General features: G+C 39.8%; 15 protein-coding genes. 9 read left to right on the top strand and 6 right to left on the bottom strand.

All coding sequences use genetic code 11. The annotated features are described in order from the left end of the window. Window positions 1-83: 83 nt before the first annotated feature. Genes lon through hslU form a run of 3 tightly spaced genes read left to right on the top strand, consistent with a single transcriptional unit; the run spans window position 84 to window position 4923 of the window. On the top strand, window positions 84-2552 hold the full coding sequence (gene lon / locus CHB71_RS12485; RefSeq protein WP_089357259.1) for an endopeptidase La: 2469 nt from the start codon (window positions 84-86) through the stop codon (window positions 2550-2552). Next, a complete protein-coding gene (gene porQ / locus CHB71_RS12480) occupies window positions 2549-3541 on the top strand; it encodes a type IX secretion system protein PorQ (RefSeq protein WP_144017414.1) in 993 nt (330 codons plus the stop codon). The genes lon and porQ overlap by 4 nt, the downstream gene beginning before the upstream one ends. Further along, on the top strand, window positions 3538-4923 hold the full coding sequence (gene hslU, locus CHB71_RS12475) for an ATP-dependent protease ATPase subunit HslU (RefSeq protein ID WP_089357257.1): 1386 nt from the start codon (window positions 3538-3540) through the stop codon (window positions 4921-4923). The genes porQ and hslU overlap by 4 nt, the downstream gene beginning before the upstream one ends. Here the strand turns inward: hslU and CHB71_RS12470 are convergent. Beyond that, entirely contained in the window at window positions 4920-5405 is a 486-nt protein-coding gene (locus CHB71_RS12470; RefSeq protein WP_089357256.1) for a SixA phosphatase family protein, read from the bottom strand. The two genes, hslU and CHB71_RS12470, sit on opposite strands and share 4 nt — an antisense overlap. A 159-nt stretch (window positions 5406-5564) precedes the next feature. On the opposite strand from CHB71_RS12470, the gene CHB71_RS12465 reads away from it, so the two are divergent. The 4 genes from CHB71_RS12465 to CHB71_RS12450 are packed head-to-tail and all read left to right on the top strand — an operon-like array spanning window position 5565 to window position 9066. Continuing rightward, on the top strand, window positions 5565-5972 hold the full coding sequence (locus tag CHB71_RS12465) for an EVE domain-containing protein (RefSeq protein ID WP_089357255.1): 408 nt from the start codon (window positions 5565-5567) through the stop codon (window positions 5970-5972). A gap of 33 nt (window positions 5973-6005) precedes the next feature. Beyond that, window positions 6006-7568 carry a hypothetical protein gene (locus CHB71_RS12460; RefSeq protein WP_089357254.1) on the top strand — a complete coding sequence of 521 codons (1563 nt, stop codon included), beginning with the start codon at window positions 6006-6008 and terminating at the stop codon, window positions 7566-7568. A gap of 35 nt (window positions 7569-7603) precedes the next feature. Further along, entirely contained in the window at window positions 7604-8146 is a 543-nt protein-coding gene (gene pyrR, locus CHB71_RS12455) for a bifunctional pyr operon transcriptional regulator/uracil phosphoribosyltransferase PyrR (protein ID WP_089357253.1), read from the top strand. Continuing rightward, entirely contained in the window at window positions 8143-9066 is a 924-nt protein-coding gene (locus CHB71_RS12450; protein ID WP_089357252.1) for an aspartate carbamoyltransferase catalytic subunit, read from the top strand. The genes pyrR and CHB71_RS12450 overlap by 4 nt, the downstream gene beginning before the upstream one ends. Here the strand turns inward: CHB71_RS12450 and purB are convergent, their stop codons facing one another. Continuing rightward, window positions 9067-10410 carry an adenylosuccinate lyase gene (gene purB, locus CHB71_RS12445; RefSeq protein ID WP_089357554.1) on the bottom strand — a complete coding sequence of 448 codons (1344 nt, stop codon included), beginning with the start codon at window positions 10408-10410 and terminating at the stop codon, window positions 9067-9069. Window positions 10411-10541: 131 nt separating this feature from the next. Between purB and CHB71_RS12440 the strand changes: the two genes are divergently transcribed. Continuing rightward, on the top strand, window positions 10542-11615 hold the full coding sequence (locus CHB71_RS12440; protein ID WP_089357251.1) for a ferredoxin--NADP reductase: 1074 nt from the start codon (window positions 10542-10544) through the stop codon (window positions 11613-11615). On the opposite strand, the gene CHB71_RS12435 is transcribed toward CHB71_RS12440, so the two are convergent. Continuing rightward, a complete protein-coding gene (locus CHB71_RS12435) occupies window positions 11612-13837 on the bottom strand; it encodes a tetratricopeptide repeat-containing sensor histidine kinase (RefSeq protein ID WP_089357250.1) in 2226 nt (741 codons plus the stop codon). The genes CHB71_RS12440 and CHB71_RS12435 overlap by 4 nt on opposite strands. A gap of 123 nt (window positions 13838-13960) precedes the next feature. On the opposite strand from CHB71_RS12435, the gene CHB71_RS12430 reads away from it, so the two are divergent. Then, the gene (locus tag CHB71_RS12430; protein WP_089357249.1) at window positions 13961-16456 is read left to right on the top strand and encodes a M14 family metallopeptidase; all 2496 of its coding nucleotides are present in this window, start codon (window positions 13961-13963) and stop codon (window positions 16454-16456) included. Window positions 16457-16466: 10 nt separating this feature from the next. Here the strand turns inward: CHB71_RS12430 and CHB71_RS18835 are convergent, their stop codons facing one another. Genes CHB71_RS18835 through CHB71_RS12420 form a run of 3 tightly spaced genes read right to left on the bottom strand, consistent with a single transcriptional unit; the run spans window position 16467 to window position 17295 of the window. Continuing rightward, the gene (locus CHB71_RS18835; protein WP_179213408.1) at window positions 16467-16631 is read right to left on the bottom strand and encodes a hypothetical protein; all 165 of its coding nucleotides are present in this window, start codon (window positions 16629-16631) and stop codon (window positions 16467-16469) included. 12 nt (window positions 16632-16643) lie between these two features. Further along, complete coding sequence (locus tag CHB71_RS12425) at window positions 16644-16796, bottom strand: Arc family DNA binding domain-containing protein (RefSeq protein WP_089357248.1); 153 nt, start codon at window positions 16794-16796, stop codon at window positions 16644-16646. Further along, complete coding sequence (locus CHB71_RS12420) at window positions 16789-17295, bottom strand: hypothetical protein (RefSeq protein ID WP_089357247.1); 507 nt, start codon at window positions 17293-17295, stop codon at window positions 16789-16791. Before CHB71_RS12420 ends, CHB71_RS12425 begins: the two co-directional genes overlap by 8 nt. Window position 17296: the final 1 nt, after the last annotated feature.

The following is a 17296-nucleotide window of genomic DNA, read 5'->3' as shown; positions in this document are numbered from 1 at the left end:
CACTTTGGCACAGGGATTGACAATTATGTACCTTTCCCTTTCCACAAGGGGATGTGTACAATTATATGACACATTGGCATTTTATGAACGACGCTAATTTGAAATCAATATTTATACCTGAATTTGCAGATGAGGATTCTGAGGAACTGATACAAATCATTTCTCCGGAGGATAGTCAGATGTCTGAAGCTGATCTTCCTGAAAATCTTCCTATTCTGCCAATACGCAATACAGTACTTTTCCCTGGAGTTGTTTTACCTATAACAGTAGGTAGGACCAAGTCCATACGGCTTGTAAAGAAAGCCTATAGAGGAGACAGGATTATTGGGGTTCTTGCACAAAAAAATGTGAAAACAGAGGATCCTCAGTTTACTGACTTGTTTGAGGTGGGCACAATTGCAAAAATTTTAAAAATGATTGTCTTGCCTGATGGGAATACCACCATTATTATTCAGGGGCAGAAAAGATTTAAGATATCTGAGCAGGTTCAGGAAGACCCGCATCATATTGTGAAGTATCACACGGTTCCGGATCTTCCAAATGCACTTTCAAAAAAGGAACAAAAAGCGATCATTCAATCGCTTAAGGATACGGCTACAAAAATCATGGGCTTGAGCCCGGAGATTCCGAAAGAAGCCAGAGTTGCCGTTGATAACATCGACAACTTTAATTTCCTAACACATTTCCTTTCTTCGAATGTGAATGCGGAGGTCAACGACAAGCAGATGTTGCTTGAAATAGATGATCCCAAACAGCGATCAGAGAAGCTTTTGCAGTTCATGCTAAAAGACTTGCAAATGCTGGAGCTAAAGCATGAGATCCAGGAAAAAGTGCATACGGATATTGACCAGCAGCAAAGAGACTATTTTTTGCGTCAGCAGATCAGAATTCTACAAGATGAATTGGGTCAGGATGGGCCAGATCAGGAAGTAGAAGCGCTGCGAAAAAGAGGAGAAAAGAAAGATTGGCCCGCAGAGGTGAAAGATCACTTTGAAAAGGAGCTAGATAAAATCTCCAGGATGAATCCCGCAGCAGCTGAATTCCCTGTAGCTATGAGCTATGTGGAACTCCTGGTTGACCTCCCGTGGAACGAAGTAACAGAGGATAATTTTGACCTAAAAAATGCACGAAAGGTGCTTGATCGAGATCACTTTGGCTTGGAGAAAGTGAAAGATCGTATCATTGAATATTTAGCAGTCAGAAAGCTAAAAAAAGATTTGAAAGGACCTATTCTTTGCCTGTATGGTCCTCCCGGGGTAGGCAAGACTTCTTTGGGAAAATCGATAGCTGATTCGTTGAATAGAAAATACGTGCGGATGTCATTGGGAGGTGTGCATGACGAAGCTGAGGTAAGAGGTCATAGAAAAACGTATATCGGAGCTATGCCTGGTAAGATTATCCAAAATTTGAATAGAGCTAAGTCATCCAACCCGGTGTTTATACTAGACGAAATTGACAAGGTAAGCTCTGATTTTAGAGGAGATCCATCGTCAGCACTTCTAGAAGTTTTGGACCCGGAACAGAATTCTACTTTTAAGGATAATTACCTGGAAGTTGACTATGACTTATCAAAGGTATTATTCATCGCTACTGCAAATTCGCTGGATAGCATACAGCCTGCTTTGCGTGACCGGATGGAAATTATTGACATTAGTGGCTACACCTTGGAGGAAAAGGTAGAGATTGCTAAAAAGCATCTGATCCCGAAGCAGCGTAAAGAGCACGGATTAAAAGCATCTGACATTTCTTTTGACAAATCAGCGATCACAAAATTGGTAAATGACTATACGCGAGAATCCGGTGTAAGGAGCTTAGAACGTAAGGTTGCATCAGTGATTCGTTCAGTTGCCAAATCTGTGGCGATGGAAGAAGAATACGATTCTAAGATAAATGATAATAGAGTTCGTGAAATTTTGGGACCTGAAATTTTCGATAAGGACAATTATGAAGATAATTCTGTCCCTGGAGTAGTTACTGGCCTAGCCTGGACGCCTTCCGGTGGAGATATTTTATTTATCGAATCTTCTCTTAGCCGCGGTAAAGGCAAGTTGACACTTTCGGGTCAGCTGGGAGATGTAATGAAAGAATCAGCCGTTGCGGCTCTTTCTTATTTAAGATCTCACTCTGAATCCATCGGTATAGATCATCGTGTCTTTGATCATTACGACCTTCATGTTCACGTACCCGCGGGAGCGATTCCAAAAGATGGGCCTTCAGCAGGGATTACGATGCTTACATCTCTTGCGTCTGTTTTCACACAAAGAAAAGTGAAGAAACAGCTAGCGATGACAGGTGAAATTACCCTGAGAGGAAAAGTGCTCCCTGTTGGTGGAATCAAAGAAAAGATACTTGCTGCACGGAGAGCAGGGATTAAAGAGATCATCATGTGCAAGCGTAATCAGAAAGACCTTGAAGAGATTAACGAGAAATATTTGAAAGGTCTAAATATTCACTTTGTAGAATATGTACCTGAAGTGCTTGAGATAGCGTTAACCAAGCAAAAAGCAAGCAACCCGATCGAGTTTATTCTTCCGGAAGAAAAGAAAGATTGAAGTCATTAATAGCAATACTGTTTTTAATACCCTTTTTGGGGTGGTCACAAATCGGTGGAAAATGGGGATTTCAGTCAATAAATCTCACCTCCAATCCAAGAGCAGCAGCTTTGGGCGGAACATCGATTTCTTTGGCTGACGGTGATATTTCTCAGTTTTTTGAGAATCCTGCCACACTTGATTCAGTAAATGATAAAAATCTTTTTCTCCATTTGAATCCATATTTCGCTGATGTATTCGTCTATTCAGCAGCATACTCGTTTAATGCGAGTAAAGCAGGCATGCTTGTGGCGGGAGTAAACTATATCAATTATGGAGAATTTGAAATGACTGATGATTCCGGCAATAGTATCGGCACATTTCAGGCACAGGATTATACTTTTCAGGTTGGCAAAGCACATAGGTTGGGTCCATTTTCGCTGGGAGCTAATTTAAAATTCTCACATGCTGCCATTGACACTTATTCATCAACTGCCTTGCTGATGGATATTGGAGGTGTTTTTAGAGTCAATCAGCATTGGACCTTAGGTATGGTTTTTGAAAATATGGGTATAGTAGTTTCGGAATATACAGGAACAATTGAACAAACAATACCATTTGATGTGAAGGTGGGTACATCGTTTAAGCCTCAATACATGCCATTGAGATTTACACTAACCTCTATGAATCTGACACAGCGAAATTTTGAGGAAGAAAATAATACAACAGGAAGGTCAAGCAACGGACTTGATCAAGTCATGAGAAGGATTAGCCTCGGGGCAGAATTGTTGTTAAGTGAGAACTTCCAATTTCTAATTGGTTATAATCATAAACGAAAACAGGAATTGAAGCTGGATGAAATTGGCGGAGGTGCCGGACTTTCATATGGATTTATGATAAAAATAAAGCGAATGGAGATGCGATTTTCAAGAGCTAATTATCATGTCTCTGGAGGTAGTAGTTTTATCAGTATTCGAACAGATTTAAACGACTTTAAGAAGATTTTATGAACAATATAAAAAACGATTTAACACCAAAACAGATAGTTGCAGAGCTTGATAAGTACATTATTGGCCAGAAAGACGCCAAAAGAAATGTAGCCATTGCTTTGCGAAACAGGTGGAGAAGAATGAAAGTGAAGGAGGATATTCAGGGAGAGATCGTTCCAAATAATATTCTTTTGATAGGTTCTACAGGCGTTGGTAAAACGGAGATAGCAAGAAGACTAGCAAAAATTGCTGATGCGCCCTTTACCAAAGTGGAGGCTTCAAAGTTTACTGAAGTTGGCTATGTAGGAAGGGATGTTGAAAGCATGGTTCGGGATTTGGTAGAGCAGTCGGTGAACATGGTGAAAATAGCCAAAAAGGAAGAAGTGAAAGAAAAGGCGGCAGAGGTAGTTGAAGGGATCATTCTTGATGCACTCATTCCACCGTTAAAAGGAAGTCCTAATGCATATGCAACCAAAATTGGAAGCGATGAACCTGAGAATGAGGTAGAGCTTAATGAGCAAACACGCGCTCGTTTCAGAGAAAAAATAAGAAATGGTGAACTGGATGATCGAAAAATAGAGATTGATGTTACTGCGACTCCCTCTGGAAATGTCGGAATGATTGGTGGGGGAATGGATGAAGCCTCTATGATCAACATCCAGGAGATGATTGGGAATATGATGCCAAAGAAGAAAAAGAAGCGGAAGGTAACTATTTCAGAGGCTAGAAAAATCCTTCTTGAGGAAGAAGCTTCTAAGATGATCGATATGGATGAAGTGAAGGAAGAAGCGATTTTCAAGGCTGAGAATACTGGTATCATCTTTATTGATGAGGTAGATAAAATTGCAAAAGGAGGAGATGGAGGAAAAGGACCAGATGTTAGTAGGGAAGGGGTTCAGCGAGACCTATTACCTATCGTTGAGGGAAGTGCGGTTAACACTAAGTATGGGATTATCAATACCGACCACATTCTGTTTGTAGCTGCCGGTGCTTTTCACTTTAGCAAGCCATCCGATCTAATTCCAGAGCTTCAAGGGCGTTTTCCAATTCGTGTAGAGTTAGATAATCTTACCAAAGCTGATTTTCTACGCATTTTGACTGAACCCAAAAATGCGCTAACGAAGCAGTATGAAGCATTGGTGGCCTCAGAAGAGGTTAGTTTAACGTTTCAAGATGAGGCTTTGGAAGAGATAGCCGAAATGGCATTTCAGATTAATGAGGATGTCGAAAACATTGGCGCCAGAAGATTGCATACTGTAATGAGTAAGCTATTGAACGAAATTCTCTTTGATATTCCAGATACCATTGGCCCAAACGCTAAGATTGTAATCGATAAGAACATGGTTCAGGAAAAGCTAGCTGGGCTTGTGAAGGATAAAGATTTAAGCAGGTATATCCTCTAAATGCCTTTGGGGAAGTAAAAGAAGTTGAGCATTCCTTCCCCAAACTTTACATCTTTCCAATACCTGATATTGAAATTGATACCCACAACACCGCAAGTGGGTACATTGTCAAAATCGAGATTGGCCATTGCGTTAGCAACATTTGTGAACCCAGGATTGTGTCCAAATATTGCTAGTCGCTCACATTCAGGTGCCTTTTGTACAATTTGAAGTATTTCGGAAGCTCCTGCATGATACAGTCCCTGATCTAGTTTTATTCGACCTTCATCAAGCCCCCAGTGATCACATATGTGCAAGGCGGTATAAAGCGCTCTGCTGGCGGTGCTTGAAATTAAAATATCTGGTACAGGTTGATTTTGAAGCAAGTGTTGTCCCATTTTATGAACATCTTTTCTTCCGCGCTTTCCCAGGGGACGATCATGGTCATCCAAATCAAATGACCAGGAAGATTTAGCATGTCGGATAAGGTAAAGTGATTTCATATGGAGTCAGCTAGAATAATCACAGAAATTTAATTGAATCCACTTCATGTTTGCCTGATCTCATATTTTCTTTTAGTGAATTATTTATTTTGTTGCAATTCTTATGTCCCTGACAAATGCTACAGACACTTTATTTAGTTTTAATTTAAAATAATACTGATGAACTATTGGCTGATTAAAAGTGAACCAAACACCTATTCATGGGACGATCTTGTCAGACTCGGACGGGATCATTGGGATGGTGTGAGAAACTTCAAAGCGCGCAATCATATTAAGCAAATGAAAGTTGGTGATTTGTGCCTTTTTTATCACAGTGTTAATGAAAAAGCAGTTGTAGGTATAGCTGAGGTTGTAAAAGAATACTACCAGGATCCCACCACAGACGATCATCGATGGTATGTAATGGACGTTGTGCCAGTGAAGAAGCTAAAAAGACCTATTACTCTTGCAGAGGTAAAAGCAGATGATAGATTGAGCGAAATGCAATTGGTTAAATATTCCCGACTATCTGTTCAGGCAGTAAAGAAAGAGGAATTTGATATCATTTTGGAGTTGAGCGAACGATAGGGTGTGTATTATCGTAATTGTTTTATAAGCGTCATGAAAAAAATCTTAATCGTTTTACTTATTCTACCACTTTTTGTCTTTTCTCAGCGCAGAAAAGATCGGGACACTAGTGCAGTTATACTTCAGCCGAATCGGATTGAATTTGAAAAAGAACGAGACGGGTCAGAGTTTTATGTGGTGCCGGGAGACGAGAATGGAATTTTGGTAGCAGAGGAAACACTTGATAATGCCAGAGGTAATGGGTTCATATGGAAGCTACATATGATCGATACGGCCCTTTCAGTAAAATGGTCTCAGGATTTGGTAATACCCACAGATGGTGCAATTATAGGGTATGAGTACTTCGAAGATAAATTTTATCTACTCTTCAATAAGAATAGGTTTAGAAGCGAAGATCTGATTGTTTACCAATTGAGCGCAGACTCTCCGGAATTTATTACTTATGAGATCACCACCGTATTTCCTATAGAAATTACGCACTTTGAATCCGTTGGTGAGACGCTGCTGATTGCAGGCTATGCAAATTTTCGTCCGGTAGTGATTACCTATAATATAAATGACCGTATTCCACGTGTAGTACCGGGATTTTATGACAACAAGAATGAAATTCTGGATTTGGTGGTGGACGAGCAATCAAAGCTTTTTACTGTGATCTTGCAGGAAAAGATGAGAAATAAAAAATACACAGTGCGGGTAAAGACTTTCACCTCAAAAGGTGACATCATACAAGACAATCTTATCAATCCCGGGGATAGGAAAAGCTTGTTAGATGCTGCCAGTACTACTTTTGCCGGTGGGTTACAATATCTTGCTGGCACACACTCAAGAAAATCATTGCAATACAGTCAAGGATTTTATCTCAGTAAGTTTATAAACGGCCAGCAGCAGTTCAATAAATATTATCCTTTTGCCGACTTAAATAACTTCTTCGGCCATATGAAGCCTAAAAGAGAGCAAAGAATAAAGAACAGAATAGAGAGAAAGCGGGCCAAAGGGAAAATAAAAAAATTCAACTACAGGCTTTTGGTTCATGAGATTTTGGAGCGTGACGGAGAATATATAATGATTGGAGAAGCATACTACCCCCGTTACAATTATTCATCTGGAAATAGCAGTTTCAGTCCATATAACGCATTTACAAACAGTTTTGGTCGCACTAATCCGTATTTCCTAGGATACAAGTATACGCATGCGGTCGTCCTGGCATTTGATCCGAACTGTAATATTCTATGGGACCAGACTTTCAAGATTGAAGATATTCAAACCTATTCTCTTGAAGAAAATGTAGTTGTTAGTGCTTCGGGAGATCGGGTAATACTTATGTATCTGGAAGAGAATGAAATCCGCTCAAAAGTTGTGGAGCGAAACGAAATCGTAGAGGGGAGAACATTTAGCCCTGTGAAGCTGGCCTTTGAAACGGATGAAGTAAAATCAAGAGACCCAAATGTAGAAGGGCTTAAAAAATGGTATGATAAAACCTTGTTTGCATATGGCGAACAATCAATTAAAAATGACAGTGGGGTAGGTGGAAAGACTCATCGTAAAGTTTTTTATATAAATAAAATTCAATACGATCTGGATAGACAGCCAAATTAAATCTGATCTCATTACTTTTGTGGGAACAATTGCCCATGCAAAAGCGCCTGCTTTTCGATAGTCCACTACTTAAGGTCACGATCAGCCGATTGTGCCAGCAACTCATTGAGGTTCACGAAGATTTTTCACAATCTGTAATCATTGGAATGCAGCCTCGTGGAATCTACCTTGCTCAGCGAGTAAAAGCCGAATTAGAGAATCTTGTTGGTACAGATATTCACCTGGGCTATCTAGATACTACTTTTCACAGGGACGACTTCAGAAGAAGGGATGAGCCAATCACCCCAAGTCAAACTAAAATTCCTTTCCTCATAGAGAACAAGAATGTGATCCTGGTTGACGATGTGCTTTTTACCGGAAGGACCGTCAGAGCTGCATTAGATGCAATGAATACTTTTGGCAGACCTGCGAAGGTCGAGTTATTAGTTCTAATCGATCGGTTGTATAGCAGACACATTCCTGTGGAGGCTACATACGTGGGACGAAAGGTAAATACCATTCAGTCTCAAAAGGTACTTGTGGAGTTAGATGAAAAACAAAAAGAAGATCATATTTGGTTAATCACTAAAAAAGAATGAGCCAACTAAAAACCAAACACCTACTTGGAATAAAAAACCTCGACAGAGAGGATATTGAACTCATTTTTCAAACAGCAACCAACTTTAAAGAAGTAATAAACAGGCCCATTAAGAAAGTGCCATCACTGCGTGATGTTACGGTGGCAAATATATTTTTTGAAAACTCTACACGGACCAAACTTTCCTTTGAACTAGCTGAAAAAAGACTAAGTGCCGACGTTGTTAATTTTTCTGCATCAGGCAGTTCAGTTAAAAAAGGAGAGACCTTGCTTGATACAGTCAATAACATATTGGCAATGAAAGTAGATATGGTTGTAATGCGACATTCAAGTCCCGGAGCGCCACACTTCTTGTCCAAACATATAGATGCAAACATCATCAATGCTGGTGACGGTACGCATGAACATCCTACCCAGGCTTTGTTAGATACCTTCTCTATACAAGAAAGATGTGGTCAGGTAGAAGGCAAGAAAGTAGTAATCGTTGGTGATATTTTGCATTCCCGTGTTGCGCTTTCAAATATTTTTGCGCTACAAACACTAGGTGCAGAAGTAATGGTCTGCGGTCCCGCAACATTGCTTCCAAAGCACATCGGTGAGCTTGGCGTCAAAGTGGAAACAAACATTCGAAAGGCACTGGAATGGTGCGATATTGCGAATATCCTTAGAATCCAACTCGAACGTCAGCAAATGAGGTATTTCCCATCCTTAAGAGAGTATGCTCAATACTTTGGAGTTAATAAGCAATTACTGGATTCACTAAACAAAGAGATTACAATTATGCATCCGGGCCCAATTAATAGAGGAGTAGAAATCACCAGTGATGTGGCAGACTCTGAACACTCCATCATTCTTCAGCAAGTGGAGAACGGCGTGGCTGTTAGAATGGCTGTATTGTACTTGCTAGCTGGGGTAGCTTAACTACTTACCCACATAATTGAAAGGTGTTATAACCTTTAATTCTGATTTGATTTCATCAGATATATCCAATCCCTCAATAAACACTTGGATAGAGGCTTCTGTAATAGCTTCATTTGTTCTGGTCAAAGCTTTCAATGCTTCATAAGGTTTAGGATACCCCTCACGCCTAAGTATGGTCTGAATGGCTTCTGCAACTACTGCCCAGTTATCTTCTAAATCTGCTCTAATCGCAGCTTCATTTGCTTTGATTTTTGATAGCCCTTTTTCCAAGGAAAGAATGGCAATAAAAGTATGAGCGATTGGAACTCCAATATTTCTAAGTACAGTGGAGTCAGTTAGATCCCGCTGAAGCCTGGAGATAGGCAACTTTGCACTGAGGTGTTCAAAAATAGCGTTGGCCATTCCAAGATTTCCTTCCGCATTCTCAAAGTCAATTGGATTTACTTTATGAGGCATGGCGGAGGAGCCTACTTCATTTTTGGCAATGGTCTGTGTGAAATAGTTCATGGAAATATATTGCCAAACATCGCGACTGAAATCAATTAAAATGGTATTGATTCGTTTCAATCCATCAAAAATTGCAGCGAGATGATCATAGTGTTCTATCTGAGTGGTAGGATGACTTCTTTTCAGCCCTAGCTTTTGGCTCACAAATTTATCGCCGAATGAATGCCAATCGTGATCAGGGTAGGCAACCGTGTGTGCATTGAAATTTCCAGTCGCTCCTCCGAATTTCGCTGCATATGGAATGTGCTTCAATAAATCAACTTGTTCTTTCAGTCTTACAGCAAACACTGCAATCTCTTTTCCTAATCGAGTAGGGGAGGCTGGCTGACCATGTGTTTTGGCAAGCATAGGTATTGTTGCCCATAGTTTGGCTTTACTTTCAAGCTCCAAAATCAAAGCTTCCAGCTTTGGTAATACGCATTGCTCCATTGCATCCTTGAGTGATAAGGGAATAGAGGTGTTGTTAATGTCTTGAGAAGTGAGGCCGAAGTGGATGAACTCTTTGAAATCCGTAAGTCCAAGCGAATCAAATTTCTCTTTTATAAAGTATTCAACTGCTTTGACATCATGGTTCGTAGTTTTTTCTATTTCCTTAATTGCCTCAGCATCAGTTAAAGAAAAGGTTTCGAAAATCTTCTTTAGCTCACTATTACTTTTTGTGTCGTATTTGGAAAGCTGTGGTATGCCACTTTCATGAAGGGCAATGAAGTAAAGGACTTCAACCTTTATTCGGTATTGAATAAGTGCTTTTTCTGAGAAATAGTCTGCGAGTTGTGCGACTTTTGATCTGTACCTGCCATCAATTGGTGATATCCCTTCCAGTGGATTAAAATTCATTCGATTTTGTGCTTGTGAAAACGAACACAAAAGTACCTCATCATGTTTACTTGCCGAAGTGTAAGGATGAAGTAAGTTTTCTTGTCTGACCTGCATCCCCTACATATCTTTGCGCCCTTAAAATTGATAATATGGCATTTTCATTATTCAAAAAGAAAAAGAACAAAAAGGACGAACGTTATCAGACACTGACTATTAAGGAAGTGGTAAACGTGGCTCAGGATGCCGTAAATCTTGTTTTTGAAAAACCTGCATCTTTTGAATATGAGCCAGGTCAGTTTATAACCCTCATTAAGCAGGTCAATGGAAAAAAAATAAGAAGAGCCTATTCATTGTGTACCACACCTTTTGAGGATGAAAATCCGGCAGTTACAGTGAAAAGAGTAGAGGGTGGGGCCATGTCCAATGACTTGAATGACAATGCCAGCAAAGGAGATCAAATAGAGATCATGGAGCCGATGGGTATGTTCACCACTGACTACAGCGAGTCAAATCAGCGCCATGCGGTGTTTTTTGGAGGAGGAAGTGGTATTACTCCACTAATGTCCATAATTCGGACTATCCTTCTTAAAGAGCCAAATAGCAAAACCACTTTGGTTTATGGAAACCGTAGGTCTGAGTTTATCATCTTTAAAGATTTAATCAATACCCTGCAGGAGAAGTATAAAGATCGATTTAATGCTATTCATATTTTGGAAGAAGGTGAGGCAGACTACAACGGAAGGCCAACACCTGAAATGATTGGCCAGATTTGCAGTGAAATAGGGGTTAATAAAGACACTGAATGCTACATCTGTGGTCCTCAGCCGATGATGGATGTAGTGGCTGACGGACTAAGAAAGGCCAATGTAGATCAGACGAAAATAAGAATGGAGAGCTTTGAGGCAGGAAAAACCTCACCAACAGATATTATAGATCAAAGCGTCGGAGCTGAAAGTGAAGTAACTATTTTACTTGATGGAGAAGAGTACTCGATTACAGTAAAAAAGAATGCCGCAATATTAGAAACTGCACTGGATAATGATCTGGATATGCCTTATTCCTGCCAAAGTGGGTTATGTACAGCATGTAGAGGAAAATGTGTGGAGGGTAAAGTGAGTATTGATGAAGCAGAGGGCCTTTCTCAAGAAGAACTTGATGAAGGATATGTGCTTACGTGCATCGGCAAACCACTTTCTGACAGAGTAAGGGTGGAAATTGGTTAAGCTTTTTCGAATATTATATCGAATGTAGTACCCTCACCTGGCTTGCTATTACATTCAATTTTCCCGCCCATAGCATCTATAAACTTATAAGCAATGGATAAGCCCAGACCTGTGGATCTCTCCTGTGCAGTTGGCTTGGAGCTTAGTGTGGTATACGCCTGAAACAAACTCTTTTGTTCTTCTTCGCTGATGCCGGGCCCTTCGTCTTTTACTGTTATCTTATGATAGGTTTCATTAGTGATTAGGGCAACTTCGATTTGCTTACCACGATCCGAAAACTTAATTGCATTTGAAAGCAGATTATCAATAACCTGAATTAGGTAATTAGGGTCAACATTAGAAAAGCGTTCGATGGACTTATCGATATTGTCTAGAATCTTTATTTCTTTTTGACTGGCTATGGTGTCAAAATTATGAATGGATTCGAAAGTCAGTTTTGATAGATCGGTTTTTTCTAGTTTCAAGTTGACTTTCATGTTTTCAATCGCGCTTATATCCAATACACGATCAATCATGGTTCTCATACGTTCAGAGGAGGCACCAAGAAGCTCGACATATTTTTTCAAATTCTTATCCTTGTTAGTTTTTATGGCGTCTTCAAAGAGAGGCATTAATCCTATGATCATGTTGAGTGGATTTCGCAGGTCATGAGCGACTATACCCATAAGCTTATTCTTTTCATCGTTGAGCCATTTCAGCTTTTTGTTTTGCTTTTGAATAAAAAAGTAAGAACGACCGAGTGTAACTGCGAGAAGAAAGAATAGAACAAGTGCCAGGAGGATTAATCGATTTTCCCGCGACTTAGCTTCCAGTTCTTCGGTGTACTTTTTCTCAGCTTCCAGTCTTTCCTGATCCATTTCGGCTACTTGCTTTCTGAATTCATATTCGGCGGCTAATTGGGTAGCTTTTTCAATATTTTTAGCTTCATAAATGGAATCTGTCAATTGTTGATACTTCTCCAGGTACATCATTGCCTTCTCATTGTCGGCTTGTCTCTTGTAGTGCTTATATATTTCTTGTAATGTTTCTTTTGTATCAGTTTTAAGGTTGGACTTCTCACTTATTATTAATGACTGTTTAAGGGCGTCAATTCCCTCTTTCATTTTTTTCTTTCTTGAATATAGCACTCCTAAATTGCGATAAACAGCGGCCTGAACAACTACATCTTCACATGCTTTTGCAGTTTTTAGTGCTCGATTCAAAAAGTATTCTGCCGAGTCCAGTTTACCCAAGCCTATATATGCAGAACCCATTCCTTCTAGCGGATAACTTTCGAAACATGGATAGATTTCAGATAGATCAATATCCAGTGAACGTCTTAGAAACTCAATTGCTTTAGTCGTGTCTCCGCTCTTAAGGTGGATGTATGAAAGATTATTTAATAGCGTAGCTTCATTGTCAGGCATATTATTAATTCGAGCTTTCTCAAGTGCATCGCTATAGTATTGCATCGACTTTTCAGCATCACCCATATTATCATAAATGACACCCATGTTATTGTTGATGAGGATTTCACCATCAATGTCTTTTGTTTGGATAGCAATATCACGAGCTTGTAAGTAGTGATCTAACGCTTTTGAGTAAAGACCCTTCTGATCATAAATGATTCCAATGAGATTATGGGTTTGGCCCATTTCTTTTTGCATACCTGCTTGTTTATAGGCATTAAGTGCTTCCAGCGCGTATTGAAGCGCATCTACATTTTCACCGCGAATATTGGAAATTCCTGACAGGGAGGATGAAGCATTAGCTATCTCCTCAAAGTGTTCGTTCGTTTTTGCTATTTCTAGTGCCCTTGAATGCATTGCAACAGCAGAGTCAAAAGCGTTATAGGATTCATATACCAACCCTTGAATCCAGCGGCCGTTTGATGCCTTTTCCGTTAAACCATTATTTATATAAACATTAATTCCATCATTCATCAATGCCATTCCTGAGTCTAAATCAATATTGGAATATAAAAGTCCAAGCACTGCCTTGGATCTACCTATATAATTAGGGTCGTAAACATTTTTCCCCAATTCATAAGCCATTTGTGCTGCTGCAAGTTGAGCGGAATCGGTTGATTCATACGCAAGATCTATATAAAGGCTGATTTTAGCCGTATCAGATTCTGCGGTTTCGATTGCAGCCCTTAAGCTATCAACAGTGGTTTCCTGAGCAAAACCTGAAATCCAGGTTGTTAGAGCGACTAATGTAAATAGGTGGTTGATTTTAGTCATATTTAAAGTTAGCTGGTATTTCAAATATAATCTTTTGATAAATGCTATGAAATGACCGCCCAACACTTTTTGGTTTGCTGGGTGTAGATATGGTTTTAATTTGGTGACATTAATTGGAAACAAATGAAGATACTCTTTAGCACCTTTTGCCTATTTCCTTTGATCGTATTGGCTCAAATACAGAGCCCAAATGAATTTTTAGGCTATGAATTGGGAGAAAAGTTCAGCAGACATCATCAAGTAGTCGACTACTACCAACATCTGTCCGATAGATCAGAAAAGGTAACTCTTCAACGGTATGGAAAAACGTACGAAAATCGTCCGCTTTTGCTTGCCTTCGTTTCGTCAAAAGAAAATTTGGAGAATCTTGAAACCATAAGACTGGATAACCTTAGGCGGGCAGGAATAGAAAGTGGGTCACCTACCACAAATATTCCCATCGTTTGGTTGAGTTACAACGTACATGGAAATGAGAGCTCCTCAACTGAAGCGTCAATGGCCACTATTTATGAGCTAATTAATGATTCTGATAAAAAGGAGTGGTTAGAAAAGGCGATCATAGTTATTGACCCATGTATCAACCCGGATGGAAGAGACAGATATGTGAATTTTTTCTGGCAATATGGAAGCCAATCGTATAACCCAGACCCAAATGCCCTGGAGCATAATGAAATATGGCCGGGAGGGCGACCAAATCACTACCTCTTTGACTTGAACAGAGATTGGGCCTGGCAGACACAGATAGAGTCAAAAAGCAGAATTAAAGTTTACAATCAGTGGCTGCCTCAAATACATGTAGATTTTCACGAACAGGGTATTAATTCTCCCTATTATTTTGCTCCGGCAGCTCAGCCATTCCATGAACTGATCACAAAATTTCAGCGGGATTTTCAAGCAGAAATAGGTAGAAACCATGCCAAATACTTCGATGCAAACAACTGGTTCTACTTTACAAAACAGTTTTTTGATTTACTCTATCCAAGCTATGGCGATACCTATCCGACTTATAATGGTGCTATTGGGATGACCTATGAGCAAGCCGGACATGGAATGGCTGGCTTGGGAATAATTAAACAAGAAGGAGATACCCTTTCATTGAAAGATCGTATTGCTCATCACCACACTACGGGCCTTTCCACTATCGAAGTTGCTGTTAATAATGCTGAAAGGCTATTGGATAATTTTGAAAACTTCTTCGGTGACAATTCTAACCTGAAATACAAAACGTTTGTACTTAAGTATGACGGTAATGATGATAAGTTCAATGCGTTGAAGGCATGGTTGGATGATCAGGGAATAATTTATGGAACTGCCAACGGACGATTGAAAGGGTATGACTATTCGAGCGGAAGAACAGCCGATTTTTCCATAGCAACAGAAGATTTAGTGGTTACCACCAATCAGCCGAAAGCTACTCTGGCTCATATTCTTTTTGAGCCTAAAACAAAGCTTGTTGACTCGGTGACTTACGATATTACCGCATGGGGAGTGCCCTACGCCTATGGGATACAAGCTTATGCTTCTTCGCAAAGTGTGAGTATTTCGAATAGCTCAAATCAAGTTTCATCTTTGATGCAAGCACCCGAGAAGGCTTATGCCTTTATCGCCAAATGGAATAGTATGGATGATGCGCGTTTTCTGGCAGCTTTGTTAAAAGCGGATGTAAAGGTGCGATTCACTCAAAAACCGATGAATTATAAGGGCGAGACCTTTGATAGAGGCAGTTTGATCATTGCGAAGCGGGACAACAAAAAATTGAAAAGTTTTGAATCTAAAATAGTGGAGCTGGCAAATAACTATCATAGAGATCTGGCAGTAATTCAAACCGGATTTATGGATGCGGGTCCTGATATTGGTTCATCTGATATTCGCTATTTAGAAAAGCCAAAAATCGCACTTCTAGGGTATGAAGGAACGTCTTCACTGGCTTTTGGGGCAACCTGGCACTTCATGGAGCAAGAGCTACAGTATCCTGTCACTGTTTTAGGAACAAATTATTTCTCTAGGGTAGACCTTTCCGATTATGACGTCTTGATCATGCAAAGTGGCTGGTATGGGAGCTTTGGCGAAGGTGAAATGAAAAAAATAATGGAATGGGTTTCGGCGGGCGGAAAACTTATTGCTGTTGAGGGAGCCCTGAATAAACTTAAGGATTCCGATTACTCATCACTTTCTGCCTATGTGGATGATCAAGCTAAGACCGAAGGGGAAAAGAAGGATAAAGAGCGAAAAGCAGCAGCGCGCCTTGTGCCATATGAAGAACAAGAACGTGAATTCATCAAAGGGTTTGCTCCGGGGGCTATTTATAAGGTAAAAATGGACGATACGCATCCACTGGCCTTTGGTTATGGTGATACTTACTATACACTAAAAACCGGATCGAGAAAGGTTGCTTATCTGGATGGAAATAATGTCGGTATTTTGACAGATAAAGAAGACTTAATGAGTGGGTTTGCAGGACAGTATGCGAAAGAAGACATGGCCGGAACACTTGTTTTTGGAGTAGAAAATAAAGGGCGTGGACAAATTGTTCACATCGTTGATAATCCATTATTTAGATCCTTTTGGCAGAATGGAAAACTGCTAATGGTTAATGCTATGTTTTTTGTAGGTCAGTAACATTGAAGACTTACTTTTTGAGCTTATTCCACATGAGAAGAGCAATGCCCAGACTAAGGCCAATATAATTTTTCTCATTTCCATCCCAGGATGGGTTTTGAAAATCAAATAAGGTTATTGAGGTTGCCAATAGTGCTATAGCTAAAAGTTGGATGATATTGATTTTTCGTTTCATTTGGTAGTACTATCAATTTTTCAGCCTTCCATTTTCTTTTAGTGCTTTATGTATGATCCACTCTATTTGTCCATTCGTTGAGCGAAATTCATCTGAAGCCCATTTTTCCAAGGCCTTCATGGTGTTCTCGTTGAGTCTTAATGCAAAAGGTTTTTTCTTAGCCATCTATCTCCCAATTTTCTTTCAATCGCCTCACAGCTTGCTTCATTAGTTCTGGTTTTTGTGTGCCTATCAGTATCCGCTTATTGTCCTTGGTGGTTAGTTGCAAACCTACATTACCAGCCACACTCATTGCTCTTCCTGATCGGAATCTAAATCGATAGCCCCATCCACCATACTCCCAGATAGGTTTGTATTTTCTTATGTAGATGTCAATTACATCATCTTTTGTCAGTTTCTTCTCTTTATTTACAAAAGGGGGATACCGGAAGTAAATGGAATTCTTGTCAATAGAAACATATAGCTTGGAGGTATAAAGTAGAATCAGAACACCACCCGTTGCTGCTGTCGCTAAAATAAGCCCAATAACTCCCTCATTATCTGGTCTGAAAATAATCCCGAGGATGGTTCCTATAAATAAAAGTAAGGCAATCCCTATAACCAGGTACCACATCCAGGTACCTACGAAAGTTTGCTCCTCCTTGAATATAATTTTTCCTTTCATC

Source organism: Ekhidna lutea (assembly GCF_900188325.1).
GTDB classification, from domain to species: Bacteria; Bacteroidota; Bacteroidia; order Cytophagales; family Cyclobacteriaceae; genus Ekhidna; species Ekhidna lutea.
Note: the sequence above shows the minus strand (reverse complement) of the source record. Positions and strands in the feature narration are given on the sequence as shown.

What these genes read in the sequence shown, in the direction of transcription:
- CHB71_RS12460 (WP_089357254.1), top strand. Translation starts at nt 6,006, where the DNA reads ATGAAAAAAATCTTAATCGTTTTACTTATTCTACCACTTTTTGTCTTT.
- CHB71_RS18835 (WP_179213408.1), bottom strand. Translation starts at nt 16,631, where the DNA reads ATGAAACGAAAAATCAATATCATCCAACTTTTAGCTATAGCACTATTG.
- hslU (WP_089357257.1), top strand. Translation starts at nt 3,538, where the DNA reads ATGAACAATATAAAAAACGATTTAACACCAAAACAGATAGTTGCAGAG.
- purB (WP_089357554.1), bottom strand. Translation starts at nt 10,410, where the DNA reads ATGAATTTTAATCCACTGGAAGGGATATCACCAATTGATGGCAGGTAC.
- CHB71_RS12465 (WP_089357255.1), top strand. Translation starts at nt 5,565, where the DNA reads ATGAACTATTGGCTGATTAAAAGTGAACCAAACACCTATTCATGGGAC.
- CHB71_RS12450 (WP_089357252.1), top strand. Translation starts at nt 8,143, where the DNA reads ATGAGCCAACTAAAAACCAAACACCTACTTGGAATAAAAAACCTCGAC.
- CHB71_RS12470 (WP_089357256.1), bottom strand. Translation starts at nt 5,405, where the DNA reads ATGAAATCACTTTACCTTATCCGACATGCTAAATCTTCCTGGTCATTT.
- lon (WP_089357259.1), top strand. Translation starts at nt 84, where the DNA reads ATGAACGACGCTAATTTGAAATCAATATTTATACCTGAATTTGCAGAT.
- CHB71_RS12420 (WP_089357247.1), bottom strand. Translation starts at nt 17,295, where the DNA reads ATGAAAGGAAAAATTATATTCAAGGAGGAGCAAACTTTCGTAGGTACC.
- CHB71_RS12440 (WP_089357251.1), top strand. Translation starts at nt 10,542, where the DNA reads ATGGCATTTTCATTATTCAAAAAGAAAAAGAACAAAAAGGACGAACGT.
- CHB71_RS12425 (WP_089357248.1), bottom strand. Translation starts at nt 16,796, where the DNA reads ATGGCTAAGAAAAAACCTTTTGCATTAAGACTCAACGAGAACACCATG.
- CHB71_RS12435 (WP_089357250.1), bottom strand. Translation starts at nt 13,837, where the DNA reads ATGACTAAAATCAACCACCTATTTACATTAGTCGCTCTAACAACCTGG.
- pyrR (WP_089357253.1), top strand. Translation starts at nt 7,604, where the DNA reads ATGCAAAAGCGCCTGCTTTTCGATAGTCCACTACTTAAGGTCACGATC.
- CHB71_RS12430 (WP_089357249.1), top strand. Translation starts at nt 13,961, where the DNA reads ATGAAGATACTCTTTAGCACCTTTTGCCTATTTCCTTTGATCGTATTG.